Source organism: Rhizobium sp. UFLA01-1127, from assembly GCF_059803845.1.
Genome location: NZ_JAUQTZ010000034.1, coordinates 20,059 through 34,708 on the forward strand (window position 1 = coordinate 20,059; position 14,650 = coordinate 34,708).

At 60.0% G+C, this 14,650-nt stretch carries 13 protein-coding genes; 4 read left to right on the forward strand and 9 right to left on the reverse strand.

Going from position 1 to position 14,650, the window contains the following annotated elements; all coding sequences use genetic code 11:
- Nucleotides 1-81: 81 nt before the first annotated feature.
- From Q4Q11_RS11190 to Q4Q11_RS11210, 5 genes are all read right to left on the reverse strand, one after another.
- Nucleotides 82-1,227, reverse strand: a complete 1,146-nt coding sequence (locus Q4Q11_RS11190; protein WP_498569522.1) for an alpha-hydroxy acid oxidase — start codon at nt 1,225-1,227, stop codon at nt 82-84.
- Between the two features lie 85 nt (nt 1,228-1,312).
- Entirely contained in the window at nt 1,313-1,777 is a 465-nt protein-coding gene (locus tag Q4Q11_RS11195) for a GNAT family N-acetyltransferase (RefSeq protein WP_112510913.1), read from the reverse strand.
- A gap of 2 nt (nt 1,778-1,779) precedes the next feature.
- Nucleotides 1,780-2,580, reverse strand: a complete 801-nt coding sequence (murI, locus tag Q4Q11_RS11200) for a glutamate racemase (protein ID WP_112510790.1) — start codon at nt 2,578-2,580, stop codon at nt 1,780-1,782.
- Nucleotides 2,561-3,403 carry an RNA methyltransferase gene (locus Q4Q11_RS11205; protein WP_112510911.1) on the reverse strand — a complete coding sequence of 281 codons (843 nt, stop codon included), beginning with the start codon at nt 3,401-3,403 and terminating at the stop codon, nt 2,561-2,563. Before Q4Q11_RS11205 ends, murI begins: the two co-directional genes overlap by 20 nt.
- 174 nt (nt 3,404-3,577) lie before the next feature.
- Nucleotides 3,578-4,183 (reverse strand): hypothetical protein, encoded by a 606-nt coding sequence (locus tag Q4Q11_RS11210; protein ID WP_112510909.1) that lies wholly within the window; start codon nt 4,181-4,183, stop codon nt 3,578-3,580.
- Between the two features lie 222 nt (nt 4,184-4,405).
- On the opposite strand from Q4Q11_RS11210, the gene Q4Q11_RS11215 reads away from it, so the two are divergent.
- Together Q4Q11_RS11215 and Q4Q11_RS11220 are read left to right on the forward strand one after the other, a co-directional pair.
- Nucleotides 4,406-5,620, forward strand: a complete 1,215-nt coding sequence (locus Q4Q11_RS11215; protein ID WP_004108975.1) for an NADP-dependent isocitrate dehydrogenase — start codon at nt 4,406-4,408, stop codon at nt 5,618-5,620.
- Between the two features lie 119 nt (nt 5,621-5,739).
- Nucleotides 5,740-6,366, forward strand: coding sequence for a glutathione S-transferase family protein (locus tag Q4Q11_RS11220; RefSeq protein WP_498569523.1), 627 nt, complete (start codon nt 5,740-5,742; stop codon nt 6,364-6,366).
- A gap of 46 nt (nt 6,367-6,412) precedes the next feature.
- Here the strand turns inward: Q4Q11_RS11220 and Q4Q11_RS11225 are convergent, their stop codons facing one another.
- From Q4Q11_RS11225 to recA, 3 genes are all read right to left on the reverse strand, one after another.
- Nucleotides 6,413-7,264 carry an AraC family transcriptional regulator gene (locus Q4Q11_RS11225; protein ID WP_113337427.1) on the reverse strand — a complete coding sequence of 284 codons (852 nt, stop codon included), beginning with the start codon at nt 7,262-7,264 and terminating at the stop codon, nt 6,413-6,415.
- A 137-nt stretch (nt 7,265-7,401) separates the two neighbouring features.
- Complete coding sequence (gene alaS / locus Q4Q11_RS11230; protein ID WP_498569524.1) at nt 7,402-10,062, reverse strand: alanine--tRNA ligase; 2,661 nt, start codon at nt 10,060-10,062, stop codon at nt 7,402-7,404.
- A 172-nt stretch (nt 10,063-10,234) separates the two neighbouring features.
- Nucleotides 10,235-11,323 (reverse strand): recombinase RecA, encoded by a 1,089-nt coding sequence (gene recA, locus Q4Q11_RS11235; protein WP_112510782.1) that lies wholly within the window; start codon nt 11,321-11,323, stop codon nt 10,235-10,237.
- A 239-nt stretch (nt 11,324-11,562) separates the two neighbouring features.
- On the opposite strand from recA, the gene Q4Q11_RS11240 reads away from it, so the two are divergent.
- Nucleotides 11,563-12,507, forward strand: coding sequence for a carbohydrate kinase family protein (locus Q4Q11_RS11240; protein ID WP_498569525.1), 945 nt, complete (start codon nt 11,563-11,565; stop codon nt 12,505-12,507).
- Nucleotides 12,508-12,553: 46 nt separating this feature from the next.
- Nucleotides 12,554-13,480, forward strand: a complete 927-nt coding sequence (locus tag Q4Q11_RS11245) for a pseudouridine-5'-phosphate glycosidase (RefSeq protein WP_112510779.1) — start codon at nt 12,554-12,556, stop codon at nt 13,478-13,480.
- 101 nt (nt 13,481-13,581) lie between these two features.
- Here the strand turns inward: Q4Q11_RS11245 and trpS are convergent, their stop codons facing one another.
- The gene (gene trpS / locus Q4Q11_RS11250) at nt 13,582-14,601 is read right to left on the reverse strand and encodes a tryptophan--tRNA ligase (protein ID WP_113214192.1); all 1,020 of its coding nucleotides are present in this window, start codon (nt 14,599-14,601) and stop codon (nt 13,582-13,584) included.
- Nucleotides 14,602-14,650: the final 49 nt, after the last annotated feature.

A 14,650-nucleotide genomic window follows, 5' to 3' on the forward strand; every position in this document is an offset into this window, starting at 1 on the left:
CTGAAAGGACGCGCTTCCGTCTAGCAAAGATTTCCGGGCTTCGCGCCCGCGGATTGAAAAAACCCACAGGCGATTGCGATGTCAGCGAAACCGTAAGTTTGCCCGCGACAACTGACTGACCGAGGTGCAGCCCATCAGCTTCATATCGCGCTCGACTTCGGTGCGGAGATGCCGGAGCGCGCGCTCCACGCCCGCCTGACCGGCAGCGGCCAGCGGATAGAGATAGAAGCGGCCGAGACCGACGGCCTTGGCGCCGAGCGAAAGAGCCTTCAGCACATGCGTGCCGCGCTGGATGCCTCCGTCCATCATCACGTCGATGCGGTGGCCGACGGCATCGACGATTTCGGCCAGCTGATCGAATGCGGAGCGCGAGCCGTCGAGCTGCCGGCCGCCATGGTTCGAAAGCACGATGCCGGTGCATCCGATATCGACGGCACGTTTGGCGTCCTCGACCGACATGATGCCCTTCAGGCAAAACTGCCCGTTCCAGTGCTTCACCATTTCGGCGACGTCGTTCCAGTTCATCGACGGATCAAGCATTTCGGTGAAATATTTGCCGATCGACATGGCGCCACCGCTCATGTCCACATGCTCGTCAAGCTGCGGCAGGCGGAATTTTTCGTGCATGACATAGTTCAGCGCCCAGGCCGGCTTGATGGCGAATTGGGTAAGACCGGCCAGGTTGAGCTTGAACGGAATGGAAAATCCGGTGCGGAGATCGCGCTCGCGATTGCCGCCGGTAATGCTGTCGACCGTCAGCATCATGACGTTGACGCCGGCTTCCTTGGCCCGCTCCATCATCGCGCGGTTCAAGCCGCGGTCCTTATGGAAATAAAACTGATAGACCTGCGGCCCTTGATGCTTCTTACGGATCTCCTCAAGGCTGACGGTGCCGAGCGAGGAGACGCCGAACATAGTACCGAGCGAAGATGCCGCAGCAGCAACCGCATTCTCACCCTGGTGATGGAACAGCCGCTGCAGCGCCGTCGGCGAGCAATAGAAGGGCGTCGCGAGCTTTTGTCCCATGACGGTGACAGACATGTCGATCTCGCTGACCCCGCGCAGAACGTTGGGCACGAGATCGCAACTTTCGAAGCTCGACGTATTCCGCCGCAGCGTCACTTCGTCGTCGGCTGCGCCGTCGATATAGTTGAAAATGGGGCCGGGAAGGCGCTTTTTCGCAAGAAGGCGGAAATCATGGAAGTTGTGGCATTCACGCAGACGCATGGCTTGCCTCGACAACACTGCTATCATTCCCAAAAGACATCAAATATCGACCTCCCAATATCCTGCCGCTCAATCCGATCGTAAATTACAGCCGGTGCAAGCGCGCTTCCCATTTGTAAAGCACATCCGGCTCCTTTTCCTCATTGCCTGCCCCGTCCGACTCGTCAACCACGAAGAAGCCGTGCTTTTCGTAAAAACGGCGCGCCGGCTCGTTTCTCTGGAATGTCCAGAGCGACAGCGCCGGATAGACCGACTTGGCGATGTCGAGCAGACGGCTGCCGATGCCACGCCCCTGCGCCTCGGGCAGAACGTAGAGCTGGTCGATCCAATCCTCGAGAAAGGCAATGACACCGACGAGGCGGCCGCCCTCTTCCGCGCCCCAGATCTGACAATCCTTGAACACGACGGCGCTCCAGAAGCCGACATCTTCTTCCGGCGTATGAAGTCCGGCAAGCATCGGCAGCCGCTCGTTGAAAGAGGCCCGATGGACGGCGGCAGCAGCCGGCATGTCCGTCAGATCGAGTTTACGCAGCAAAACCTTGTCTTTCATCATCAAGCCTTGAGTCCAAAGCCCTGCATCAGCCGGCGGGTGGGAAAATCCGGCGCACCGGAGGTAAAGACCGCAAAGTCGAGATTGTCGGGATGGACGGCATCGGCCACCTGCGGCACCAGGCTGCGGGCACGCCTTGCGATCGCCTCGGCCGGATCGAGCCAGTCGACCGGCCAAGGCGCGAGCCGGCGGAAGATATTGGCCATGAAGGGATAATGCGTGCAGGCAAGCACGACGATATCGGTCTTGCGGCCGTCCATCTCGACAAAGCACTGGCCGATCTCGGTCATGACAGCTTCGTCCTCGACGACATCGCCGCGAATATAGGCCTCGGCGAGACGAGCAAGGTTCTGCGATCCGACAAGCCGGACATGGCATTGCGTGGCGAAGGACTGGATCAGATCGCGCGTATAGGCGCGCTTGACCGTGCCCGGCGTCGCCAGCACCGAAACGAGGCCGGAACGTGTGCGCTCTGCAGCCGGCTTGATCGCCGGCACGGTACCCACGAACGTCATCTGCGGAAAAGCTGCGCGCAGGTCGGCTCCTGCCAGCGTGAAAGCCGTGTTGCAGGCGATGATGCAGACTTCCGGATCATATTGAGCGAGCAGCTTTGCGAAAAGACCGACGATGCGCTCCTTCAGCGCTGCTTCTTCCCAACTGCCATAGGGAAAGCCTGCATCGTCGGCGATATAGATGAAACCGCGCTCCGGCATCAGCACACGCGCCTCGCGCAGCACGGTCAAACCGCCGATCCCAGAATCGAAGACGAGGACCGGTTTCAGCTCATTCGCCGCTGCTGTCATCGCTTGGGGCTTCCTTCGGTGCTTTCGAGGATCGGGGATGCGAGCCGCTGCCACGCGGGGACTTGCGTGAGAAGCGGTCGAGAGACGAGATCACTCCACGAAGGACGCTGATTTCCTGTTCCGTAAACGCCCGGCGCGAGAGGACAGCCCGGAGATTGTCGACCATTTTCGGCTTTTTCCCGGCAGGATGGAAATAATTGCGCGCATCCAGCGCCTCCTCGAGCTGTTCGAAGAGACCGAAGAGCTGCTCCTTGGTCGAGGGCCGCTGCTCGATCGCTTGGAACGGCACGGCGCCAAGATCCTCCATGCCCGATTTCATCCATTCATAGGACATCAAGAGCACGGCCTGCGCGATGTTCAGTGATGCAAACGCCGGATTGACGGGGAAAGTCACGATTTCATCGGCCAACGCCACCTCCTCGTTCGTGAGCCCCCAGCGCTCGCGCCCGAAGAGAATACCTGTGCCCTCGCCGGCTTTGAACTTCGTGCGAAGGGTTTCGGCCGCAACGACAGGCGAACGCACCGGCTTGTAACCGTCTCGTTCTCTCGCAGTGGTCGCATAGATGAAATTGAGGTCAGCGATCGCCTGCTCCAGCGTCTCGTAGACCTTGGTCGCCTCGATGATGTGATCCGCCTTGGAGGCCGTCGCTTGCGCCCTCTCGTTCGGCCAGCCATCGCGCGGATTGACCAGGCGCAGCTCGAAAAGCCCGAAATTCGCCATGGCACGCGCCACCATGCCGATATTCTCGCCCATCTGCGGCTCGACCAGGATGATGGCCGGCCCTTCGGCCAGAAGTTGACGCTCGCTATTCGTGCCTGCCATGCTGTTTAAATCTCCGCGCGTGCCCAGCCGCGCCAGTTCGAGCATGATGCCGAAAAGTGTTAGCGGCTTTCGGACGACATCGTGCTCTATTTCCTGAATCCGGAGCCGCAATAGCGAGACAGGCGGCGATCGGCAAGGTTTTTACGCACGGACGCGGCGATGCATCCTGCCCGACTACTGCGGATTGGCCGGCTTCGCCTTGTCCGAAGGTTGCTGCTGCTGATCGACCGGCTGTTGCTGCTGCTGTTTGACAAGATCCAGCATCACGCTTTTGAGCGAGCTTGGATTGCCGTTGTCGTCGTTCGTGACGATATCGTCGACCACAGGCCGTCCGCCCTCCTGGATCACCTCGAAGCGAACCGTAGTCGTTTTCTGATAATCGGCATCGGAGCCCATGCAGGTGGACTTCTTGAAAGTCGCCAATACCTCCGTGACATTGTTCTTCGGCGGCTGGGCGGCGATCTTCACGTCTTCCAGCGGACAAGCATCCTGCGCATTGACGATGACATCGTAGTCGAACGGCGAGATCCCATCTTCGTCCGCAGCGGGAAATTGCGCTGCCGCCTGGTATTTTGCGGCGAAATCCTTGCTGTAGACATCCTTCAGCTTGTCCTCGCCGAAAATATCCTGCCAGTCGCTGTCGCCGCCCGCCCAGTTCGAGACGGTCGCATCCATGATGACCTTGACCGGCGTCGTCGCATCGGCAGCCAGCGCCATATGCGCGCCGAGCGAAAACTGGAACAGCGTGAAAACAAGCGCGGATGCGGCAAATTTTTGCATGATATGATTCCGTTGCAACAGGCAAAGCATGCGCGACATTAGCTCCATCGACCGCTTTGGCAATGGCCCGATCGCAAAAAGCGGGTGATGTCACGAATGATCAAAAACGCGCCGCCAGCGGTTCTATCGGCTTTGCGTTCCGTACTTGCGGTGCTATAGCCCTCGGGACTTCCCATTACTCACAGGACCATCCGGTCCCATCAGCTTAAACGAGGCAGAAGCATGAAGAAGATCAAGGTCGCTAACCCCGTTGCCGATCTCGATGGCGACGAAATGACTCGCATCATCTGGCAGCTCATCAAAGAAAAACTGATCTTCCCCTACCTCGATATCGATATCGACTATTACGACCTCTCTGTCGAAAACCGCGACGCCACCAACGACCAGGTTACCGTCGACGCCGCCAACGCCATCAAGAAGTACGGCGTCGGCATCAAGTGCGCCACGATCACGCCGGACGAAGCACGCGTGAAGGAATTCAACCTCAAGGAAATGTGGAAGAGCCCGAACGGCACGATCCGCAACATCCTCGGCGGCGTCATCTTCCGCGAGCCGATCATCTGCAAGAACGTCCCGCGCCTGGTTCCGGGCTGGACGCAGCCGATCGTCGTCGGCCGTCACGCTTTCGGCGACCAGTACCGCGCCACCGACTTCAAGTTCCCCGGCAAGGGCAAGCTGACCATCAAGTTCGTCGGCGAAGATGGCACGGTCATCGAGAAGGAAGTCTTCAACGCTCCGGGTGCAGGCGTTGCCATGGCCATGTACAACCTCGACGAGTCGATCCGCGAATTCGCCCGCGCTTCGATGATGTACGGCCTGATGCGCAAGTGGCCGGTCTACCTGTCGACCAAGAACACAATCCTCAAGGCCTATGACGGCCGCTTCAAGGACATCTTCGAAGAAGTCTACCAGAACGAGTTCAAGGCTCAGTTCGACGAAGCCGGCATCACCTATGAGCACCGCCTGATCGACGACATGGTCGCCTCCGCCCTCAAGTGGTCCGGCGGCTACGTCTGGGCCTGCAAGAACTACGACGGCGACGTCCAGTCCGACACGGTTGCCCAGGGCTTCGGCTCGCTCGGCCTGATGACCTCGGTTCTCCTGACACCGGACGGCAAGACGGTCGAAGCCGAAGCTGCGCACGGCACGGTCACCCGCCACTACCGCCAGCACCAGAAGGGCCAGGAAACCTCGACGAACTCGATCGCTTCGATCTTCGCCTGGACCCGCGGCCTCGCGCACCGCGCCAAGCTCGACGACAATGCCGAACTCGCGAAGTTCGCTTCCACGTTGGAAAAGGTCTGCGTCGATACCGTCGAAGCCGGCTACATGACCAAGGATCTGGCGCTGCTGATCGGCCCCGATCAGCCCTGGCTCTCGACCACCGCCTTCCTCGACAAGATCGATGAGAACCTCAAGAAGGCCATGGCTGCCTGAGCCTTGCCGCCATCTGGATATGCGAAAACCCGGCCTCGGCGCCGGGTTTTCTTTTGCCCGAAATCTTGCCGCCGGGGCTAACCAGTGGCAACAATGCGCGCAACAAAAGGGAGAGGCAGATGGCTGAAGAACTCGTTTTCTATACCAACCCGATGTCGCGTGGACGCATTGCCCGCTGGATGCTGGAGGAGATCGGCCAGCCCTATCGCACCGAATATCTCGACTTCGGCACGACGATGAAATCGCCTGAATACCTGTCGGTGAATCCCATGGGCAAGGTACCGGCCATCAAGCACGGCAATACCGTCGTCACCGAAGGGGCGGCCATTTGCGCCTATCTGGCCGAAACCTTTCCGCAGGCAGGTCTTGCTCCGACGGCGGCCGAGCGCGGCCGCTATTTCCGCTGGATGTTCTTTGCCGCAGGACCTATGGAGATGGCGGTAACCAACCGTGCACTTGGCTTCGAAATCCCTGCTGAACGTCTGCGCATGGCGGGCTGCGGCAGCTTGAATCATGTCTTCGACACCCTGGAGCAGGCCGTTACCGCTTCGCCGTTCATCGCCGGCGACCGATTTACGGCCGCCGATGTCTATGTAGGTTCCCATGTCGGCTGGGGTCTCAATTTCGGCACCATCGAAAAGCGGCCGGCTTTCGTCGACTACTGGAGCCGCGTCAGCGACCGCGACGCCTATCGCCGCGGCAACGAGATCGACAATGCCGCCCTGCCGAAGCCGGCTAATGCCTGAAAATACAAGCTATTGAGAGGAAATCCTCGATCGCGATCCTATGCCGCTATTTCAGGGGCATATAGATATCCGTCAGCAATTCTGTCGGCGGGACGTCGCGCGGATTGTTGATATACTCCTCGAACATGAGCGTATCGCGCAGCTGCCGGCCGGAAGCCGGCAGCCATTGTGCATAAAGCCACTGATAAGCCTTGTGCATGTTTGCATAGGGACCCTTGTGGCGCAGCACTGCATATGCACCGCCCTCGATCGCGCGACGCTCCAATGGGGCATCGACGGCCACAGTCTCGCCCGCGGTGACGCAAGCGTAGGAGCGCAGCTTGTCCGCTTCCACGACATCGGGATCGTCGAGATAGATGCCGATCATGCGCATATTGGGACCTGCAAGGCCGCGGGCAAAGATCGTGCCGAAGAGTGTTTCAAAGGCCCGGCCGATCTGCATATAGGAGCCGCGATGGGCGACACCGATCAGTGACATCGGGGAGATGGTGCGAAGCGTAACGTCGAACATGACCGTAATCCTTCCTTGGCTACTGGGTTCGAAGATCGTGTGGCTTCCCTCATTCCGATATCGCGCGGGCGGCATGCCGTAGACGGACCTGAAGATGCGGTTGAACGACTGGAGGTTGGGATAGCCCGACCGCTTTGCAATGTCGCTGACGGATAGACGGCTGTTGACGAGATCGCCCGCGGCACGATGCAGCCGAAGCCGCTTGACGGTCGCCGCCGCCGTCTCGCCATAGATCGCCCGATAGATCCTGTGCCAGTGATAGCAGGACATGCAGGCGATTTCGGCGAGCTTTTCCATGTCGAGTTCATCGTCCAGATGCTCATGGATATAGGCCGAAACCCGCCGCAACCGGGTCTCGTAAAGCGTCCACGCCGTTCCGCCACTCATGTCAACTCCCTTACAAATCGATCGGCCCGACAAGAGCATAACCCGATTTGACAAATCCTGCGGAGTTGTCTGGACAAAAGAAAATGGCAGACACCGAAGCATCCGCCATTCTTGATTATCAATCGGAAATCAGTGTCTTAGCCAGCAAGCGCCGCAGCAATCGCCTCGATCGCTTCGTCGGCCTTGGCCCCATCCGGACCACCCGCCTGGGCCATGTCGGGACGGCCGCCGCCGCCCTTGCCGCCGAGTGCAGCTGACGCGACGCGGACGAGATCGACGGCGCTGAAGCGGCCGACCAGATCTTCAGTGACAGCGACGACAGCGCTAGCCTTGCCGTCATCCGAAACGCCGATCAGCGCAACGATGCCAGAACCGAGACCTGCCTTGGCTTCATCCGCCATGCCCTTGAGATCCTTGGGGTCGACACCGGAAACGGGCTTGCCGAGGAACTTGACGCCGTTAACTTCACGGACCGCATCGGAAGAACCGCCCTGGCCACCGCCCATGGCAAGCTTGCGCTTGGCATCGGCCAATTCGCGCTCGAGCTTGCGGCGCTCATCCATGAGCGCTTCAACGCGCGAGACGACATCGGCCGGCTGGACCTTCAGCGTCGAGGCAAGGCTCTTCACGCGGTCGTCCTGTTCGGCGAGATAATCACGCGCGGATTCACCTGTCACGGCTTCGATGCGGCGCACGCCGGCACCGACGGCGCTTTCGCCGAGAATGCGGACAAGGCCGATCTGGCCGGTAGCGGAAACATGCGTGCCGCCGCAAAGCTCGACCGAGTAAGGCTTACCGGACTTTGCACCGCGAACACCCTGCCCCATCGACACGACGCGGACTTCGTCGCCATACTTCTCGCCGAACAGCGCCATCGCACCCTCCGCGATGGCATCATCGACGCTCATCAGGCGGGTCGTAACCGGCGAGTTCTGCAAGATGATCTCGTTGGCCATCTCTTCGACGACCTTCAGCTCCTCAGCCGACATGGGCTTCGGATGCGAAACGTCGAAACGCAGGCGCTCCGGCGCGACCAGCGAGCCTTTCTGCGCTACGTGGGTGCCGAGTACTTCGCGAAGTGCCTCGTGCAGCAGATGGGTCGCGGAGTGATTGGCGCGCAGGCGCGAGCGCCTGTTGTGATCGACGGTCAGGACGACGGCGTCGCCAACCGTGATCTTGCCTTCCGAAACTTCGGAGCTGTGAACGAAGAGGCCCTCGCCCTTCTTCTGCGTATCGCCAACCACAAGCTTGCCGTGGTCGCTCGAAATCACGCCGGTATCACCCATTTGGCCACCGGATTCGCCGTAGAAAGGCGTCTGGTTGACCACGATCTGCACCTTGTCGCCGGCAGAGGCGCTGTCGACGGCGACACCGTCCTTGACGATCGCCTGGATCACACCCTCGGCGGCCTCCGTGTCATAACCCAGGAATTCGGTCGCGCCGTTCTTTTCCTTGAGCTCAAACCAAATGGTCTCGGTCGCCTTGTCGCCGGAGCCGGTCCAATGCGAGCGCGCCTCGGCTTTCTGACGCTCCATGGCATCGGTAAAGCTGGAAATATCGACGCCGATGCCACGAGCACGCAGCGCGTCCTGCGTCAGATCGAGCGGGAAGCCGTAGGTGTCGTAGAGCTTGAAGGCGGTTTCGCCGTCCAGGCTGTCGCCCTTGTGCAAGTCCGAAGTGGCGTCGTTGAGCAGCGACAGGCCGCGTTCGAGCGTCTTGCGGAAACGGGTTTCTTCGAGCTTCAGCGTCTCGGAGGTCAGCGCTTCGGCGCGCACCAGCTCCGGATAGGCGCGGCCCATCTGCTGGATCAGCGCCGGCAGCAGCTTCCACATCAACGGCTCCTTGGCACCGAGGAGCTGTGCGTGACGCATGGCGCGGCGCATGATACGGCGAAGCACATAACCGCGGCCCTCATTCGAGGGCAGCACGCCATCGGCGATCAGGAACGCGGACGAGCGCAGATGGTCGGCGATGACGCGGTGGCTGGCACGATGCTCGCCTTCAGCCTTGACGCCAGTTGCCTCTTCCGAGGCTTCGATGAGTGCGCGGAACAGGTCGATGTCGTAATTGTCATGCTGACCCTGCAGCACAGCGGCAACGCGCTCGAGACCCATGCCCGTGTCGATCGACGGACGCGGCAGATCGACGCGCTGTTCCTTGGTGATCTGCTCGAACTGCATGAAGACGAGATTCCATATCTCGATGAAGCGATCGCCGTCTTCTTCTGGAGAACCGGGAGGGCCGCCCCAAATATGGTCGCCGTGATCGTAGAAGATTTCCGAACAGGGGCCGCAAGGGCCGGTATCGCCCATCGCCCAGAAATTGTCGCTGGTGGCGATGCGGATGATCTTGTCGTCGGAAAGACCGGCGATCTTCTTCCACAGGTTAAAGGCGTCGTCGTCGGTATGATACACCGTGACCAGCAGACGCTTGGCGTCGAGGCCGAATTCCTTGGTGATCAGGTTCCAGGCAAGCTCGATGGCGCGCTCCTTGAAATAATCGCCAAAGGAGAAGTTGCCGAGCATCTCGAAGAAAGTGTGATGGCGGGCAGTATAGCCGACATTGTCGAGGTCGTTGTGCTTGCCGCCGGCGCGAACGCATTTCTGCGCCGTCGAGGCTGTCGTATAGGAACGCTGCTCCAGGCCGGTAAATACGTTCTTGAACTGCACCATGCCGGCATTGGTAAACATCAACGTCGGATCGTTGCGCGGCACCAGCGGGCTCGACGGCACGATCTCGTGGCCGTTTTTCTTAAAATAGTCGAGAAAAGTCGACCGGATTTCATTCACACCGCTCATATGAGGCCCTTCAGTCCTGCGCTCAGCAACTTGCGTCAAAGTCAGAGGCTTTTATCGTTCGCTCCGAGCGCTGTCCAGCCGCACGAACAAAACCGGCCGCACATCCCTTGGATGATGCGGCCGGCTGCAGCATTTAGTCTTGTCTTATGCCGGGAATTGCTCCCGAAATTCCTTATTCGCCGCCGGCGTCGCCCTCGTCGCCGGAATCGGGACCGCCATTCTGCAGGAAGCGGTCGGCAATCAGGCCGGCATTCTGGCGCAGCGACAGCTCGATCTCGCGGGCGAGATCCGGATTGTCGCGCAAGAAGATCTTCGCGTTCTCGCGGCCCTGGCCGAGGCGCTGGCTGTTATAGGAGAACCATGCGCCCGACTTCTCGACGATGCCTGCCTTGACGCCAAGATCGACCAACTCGCCGGTCTTGGAAACACCTTCGCCATACATGATGTCGAACTCGACCTGCTTGAAGGGAGGTGCCATCTTGTTCTTGACGACCTTGACGCGGGTCTGGTTGCCGATCACCTCTTCGCGCTCCTTGACGGCGCCGATGCGGCGGATATCGAGACGCACTGAGGCATAGAACTTCAGCGCGTTACCGCCGGTCGTCGTTTCCGGTGAGCCGAACATGACGCCGATCTTCATACGGATCTGGTTGATGAAGATCACCATGCAATTCGACTTCGAGATCGAAGCTGTGAGCTTGCGCAGTGCCTGGCTCATTAGGCGAGCCTGAAGACCCGGCAGGCTGTCGCCCATTTCACCTTCGATTTCGGCACGCGGCGTCAATGCCGCGACGGAGTCGACGACGAGAACGTCGATCGCGCCGGAGCGCACCAGCGTATCGGTGATTTCGAGCGCCTGTTCGCCGGTATCGGGCTGCGAGATCAGGAGGTTCTGCAGGTCGACACCGAGCTTGCGGGCATAAACCGGATCAAGCGCATGTTCCGCATCCACGAAGGCGCAGATACCGCCCTTCTTCTGGGCCTCTGCAATGGTCTGCAGCGCCAGCGTCGTCTTACCCGAACTTTCCGGCCCGTAGATTTCGATGATACGCCCCTTCGGCAAGCCGCCAATGCCGAGAGCGATATCGAGGCTCAGAGAGCCAGTGGAAACCGTTTCGATTTCGACCACATTCTCGTTCGAGCCGAGTTTCATGATCGAGCCCTTGCCGAACGACCGCTCAATTTGAGAGAGTGCCGCTTCAAGTGCCTTGCTTTTATCCACCGATTTGTCCTCTACAAGCCGCAAAGAATTCTGAGACATCCGATCCACCTTTAGGTTATTGAAGCCGCTCTAGCAATGTCGCCGCCGATGAGAATTCTGTACTCTATTTGTTCTCTTATCGCAAGAGCACAACAAGCAATTGAAAGAAAAAGGTAAAATGAATTTCGTTCTATTTTTGTTTTCCTCTTTCTTCCCAGGCACTTACATGCCCGAAGCGGTGAATTGCGACATGTTTGCGGCTCGCTCGATTCGCCTTTTCGGCTGCTGAGGATAACCCTATGGCGAAAAAGATTCTCGTTCTCGGCGGAGCCCATATCGACCGGCGCGGCCGTATCTTCGGCGACACGGCGCCCGGCGCCAGCAACCCCGGCGCATGGTTCGAAGAGCCCGGCGGCGGCGGCTTCAACGCGGCGCGCAATCTCGCCCGCCTCGGTTTCGACGTAAAGCTGATCTCGCCGCGCGGCGGCGATCCTTCGGGTGAGATGGTCGCGGAGGCCGCCAGCCACGCCGGCATCGACGACAAGCCCTTCGTCTTCCTCGATCGCAAAACGCCGAGCTATACCGCGATCCTTGAGAATGACGGCAATCTCGTCATCGCGCTCGCCGACATGGAGCTCTACAAGCTGTTCGTGCCGCGACGGCTGGCGATTCGCGCCGTTCGCGACGCGTTTGACGAGACGGACCTCATTCTTTGCGACGCCAATCTGCCCGCCGAGACCCTGGCGGCCATCGCGGCAAGAGCCGTCGTTTGTGGTAAGCCTGTTGCCGCCATCGCCATTTCGCCGGCAAAGGTGGTGCGGTTGAAGCCAAGCCTTGCCGGCATCGACCACCTGTTTCTCAACGAGGCCGAAGCCGCGGCGCTGACCGAAATCCGTCCGGAGGATCCGCGCGAATGGGTGAGCGCTTTGCGCGCGCTCGGCCTGCGCAACGGCGTCATCACCCACGGCAAGCGCCCGCTGATTGCCTTTTCTCGCGATACCGTCATCAGCCTGCAGCCGCCTGTCATCGAAGAGGTGGCGGATGTCACCGGTGCGGGAGATTCGCTTGCTTCCGGCGTTCTTTCGGCGCTGATGGCCGGCTATGATCTCGCAGAAGCTGTCCGTCATGGAGCGGCAGCGGCGGCAATCACCGTCCAGTCCCCCTATGCAACGGCAGAAAATCTCTCTCCGGAGCTTTTGAAGGTGATGTTGGCCCTTGTTCCCAAGGCCGAAACTCTGTCATGAAGCCTGCTCAAAACGCGTATACTGTTTCAGTGAATTGGAAACGACAATGACCCAGCCTATCTCGCCCCTGCTTCCGATTTCCTATTCAAAGGAAGTCGCCGCCGCTAAGCTGCGCGGTGCGCCGATCGTCGCCTTGGAATCGACCATCATCACCCACGGCATGCCCTATCCGGGCAATATCGAGATGGCCCGCAGCGTCGAGGCGATCATCCGGCAGGAAGGCGCTGTTCCGGCGACCATCGCCGTCATCCACGGCACCTTGCACATCGGCCTTGAGCCGGAAGAGCTGGAGGCATTGGCCAAGACGGAAGGTGCGATGAAGGTCTCGCGCGCCGATATCGCCTTTGCGATCGCCGAACGCCGCACTGGCGCGACTACGGTTGCGGCCACGATGATTGCCGCAGCCCGCGCCGGCATCAAGGTATTTGCCACCGGCGGCATCGGCGGCGTGCATCGCGGTGCGGAAGAAAGCTTCGATATTTCGGCCGATCTGGAAGAACTGTCCCGTACCGGCGTCATCGTCGTCTGCGCCGGCGCGAAGGCGATTCTCGATATTCCGAAGACGCTGGAAGTGCTGGAAACCCGCGGCGTTCCGGTCGTGACCTACGACAGTACTGAGTTCCCGGCCTTTTGGTCGCGTTCCTCCGGCCTGGCGAGCCCGCTGACGCTGAACAGCCCCGCGGCAATCGCAAACTTCCAGTCCACGCGCGAGCAGCTTGGCATCGATGGCGGCATGCTGATCGCCAATCCGGTTCCGGAAGCCGACGAAATCCCGCGCGAAGAAATGGAAATCTATATCGAGCGCGCCCTCGACAGCGCCGAGCGCGACGAGATCACCGGCAAGGCGGTTACGCCTTATCTGCTGAGCACGATCTTCGACATTACCGAAGGCCGCAGCCTCAAGACGAACATCGCGCTTGTCGAAAACAATGCGCGCCTGGCCGCAGAAATCGCCGTCGCTTTGGCTGAATAATCGGAGCTCTGGTCCATAGTGCGGCCTGTCGTTTCACCGAAACGGCAGGCCGTTTTCTTTCGTGGTTCCGAGAGGAAAGGTTGCGCACCTTCCGGGATAGCTCAGGCCAGAGTAAATAGGCCCAGGGCGGCACGTAATTCGCCAAGCGTTGCCTCCGTCCGCTCTCTCGCTCTCCACGTACCCTCGCGCAGGATCCCCATCACATAATCCGGTTCGGCAGCGTAGCGCGCGCGGCGCTCGCGGATCGGCGCGAGCAGCGCTTGCAAAATGTCTTCCAAGCATCTCTTCAAGGTGACGTCGCCGAGCCCGCCGCGACGATAATGCGCCTTGAGGCCATCGACCAATTGCCGATCGCCACAGAAGGCATCGAGATAGGTGAAGACGACGTTTCCTTCCACCTTTCCGGGGTCGCTGACGCGCAGGTGATCCGGATCGGTATACATGCGCCGTATCACATCTCGGATTTCGTCTGATGATGCCGAAAGTGGAATGGCGTTGCCCTGCGATTTGCTCATTTTGGCCTTGCCGTCGATACCGGGCAGACGTCCAACGGTCGGCACCATGGCCGCAGCCTCGACAAGGATATCGCGGCCGATCTGCCGGTTGATGCGGCGAACGATCTCATTGGCCTGCTCGATCAACGGCGCCTGATCCTCGCCGACGGGAACAACCGATGCCTTGAAGGCGGTGATATCGGCCGCTTGAGAAACCGGATAGCAGAGAAAGCCGGCAGGTACGTCGCGTTCGAAACCGCGCAGCTGGATCTCCGTCTTGATCGTCGGATTGCGCTCCAGGCGGCTGACCGTGACGAAATTGAGGTAGAGCATCGTCAGTTCCGCCAGTGCGGGCAAGGCAGATTGAACGCAGATCGTCGTCAGCGTCGGATCGATGCCGACGGCGAGATAGTCGATCGCGACTTCCAGAACATTGCGGCGGACCTTTTCGGGATCGCCGGAATTGTCGGTCAGCGCCTGCATATCCGCCAGCAGCAGGAATTGCCGATGGCTGTGCTGAAGCGCAACGCGGCTCTTCAGCGACCCGACATAGTGGCCGAGATGGAGTGGACCGGTGGTTCGGTCGCCGGTCAGAATGACGGGACGGGTGTCGATAGGGGAAAACATTTCGTTGCTCCGCAAAAGGAGCCGCCGCAATCGGGAAGGAAAACAGAAA

Excerpts from the sequence above, each read along its gene's own strand:
- trpS (WP_113214192.1), bottom strand. The coding sequence starts at position 14,601 with ATGTTTTCCCCTATCGACACCCGTCCCGTCATTCTGACCGGCGACCGA.
- Q4Q11_RS11220 (WP_498569523.1), top strand. The coding sequence starts at position 5,740 with ATGGCTGAAGAACTCGTTTTCTATACCAACCCGATGTCGCGTGGACGC.
- Q4Q11_RS11195 (WP_112510913.1), bottom strand. The coding sequence starts at position 1,777 with ATGAAAGACAAGGTTTTGCTGCGTAAACTCGATCTGACGGACATGCCG.
- Q4Q11_RS11240 (WP_498569525.1), top strand. The coding sequence starts at position 11,563 with ATGGCGAAAAAGATTCTCGTTCTCGGCGGAGCCCATATCGACCGGCGC.
- alaS (WP_498569524.1), bottom strand. The coding sequence starts at position 10,062 with ATGAGCGGTGTGAATGAAATCCGGTCGACTTTTCTCGACTATTTTAAG.
- Q4Q11_RS11205 (WP_112510911.1), bottom strand. The coding sequence starts at position 3,403 with ATGGCAGGCACGAATAGCGAGCGTCAACTTCTGGCCGAAGGGCCGGCC.
- recA (WP_112510782.1), bottom strand. The coding sequence starts at position 11,323 with ATGTCTCAGAATTCTTTGCGGCTTGTAGAGGACAAATCGGTGGATAAA.
- murI (WP_112510790.1), bottom strand. The coding sequence starts at position 2,580 with ATGACAGCAGCGGCGAATGAGCTGAAACCGGTCCTCGTCTTCGATTCT.
- Q4Q11_RS11215 (WP_004108975.1), top strand. The coding sequence starts at position 4,406 with ATGAAGAAGATCAAGGTCGCTAACCCCGTTGCCGATCTCGATGGCGAC.
- Q4Q11_RS11210 (WP_112510909.1), bottom strand. The coding sequence starts at position 4,183 with ATGCAAAAATTTGCCGCATCCGCGCTTGTTTTCACGCTGTTCCAGTTT.
- Q4Q11_RS11190 (WP_498569522.1), bottom strand. The coding sequence starts at position 1,227 with ATGCGTCTGCGTGAATGCCACAACTTCCATGATTTCCGCCTTCTTGCG.
- Q4Q11_RS11245 (WP_112510779.1), top strand. The coding sequence starts at position 12,554 with ATGACCCAGCCTATCTCGCCCCTGCTTCCGATTTCCTATTCAAAGGAA.
- Q4Q11_RS11225 (WP_113337427.1), bottom strand. The coding sequence starts at position 7,264 with ATGAGTGGCGGAACGGCGTGGACGCTTTACGAGACCCGGTTGCGGCGG.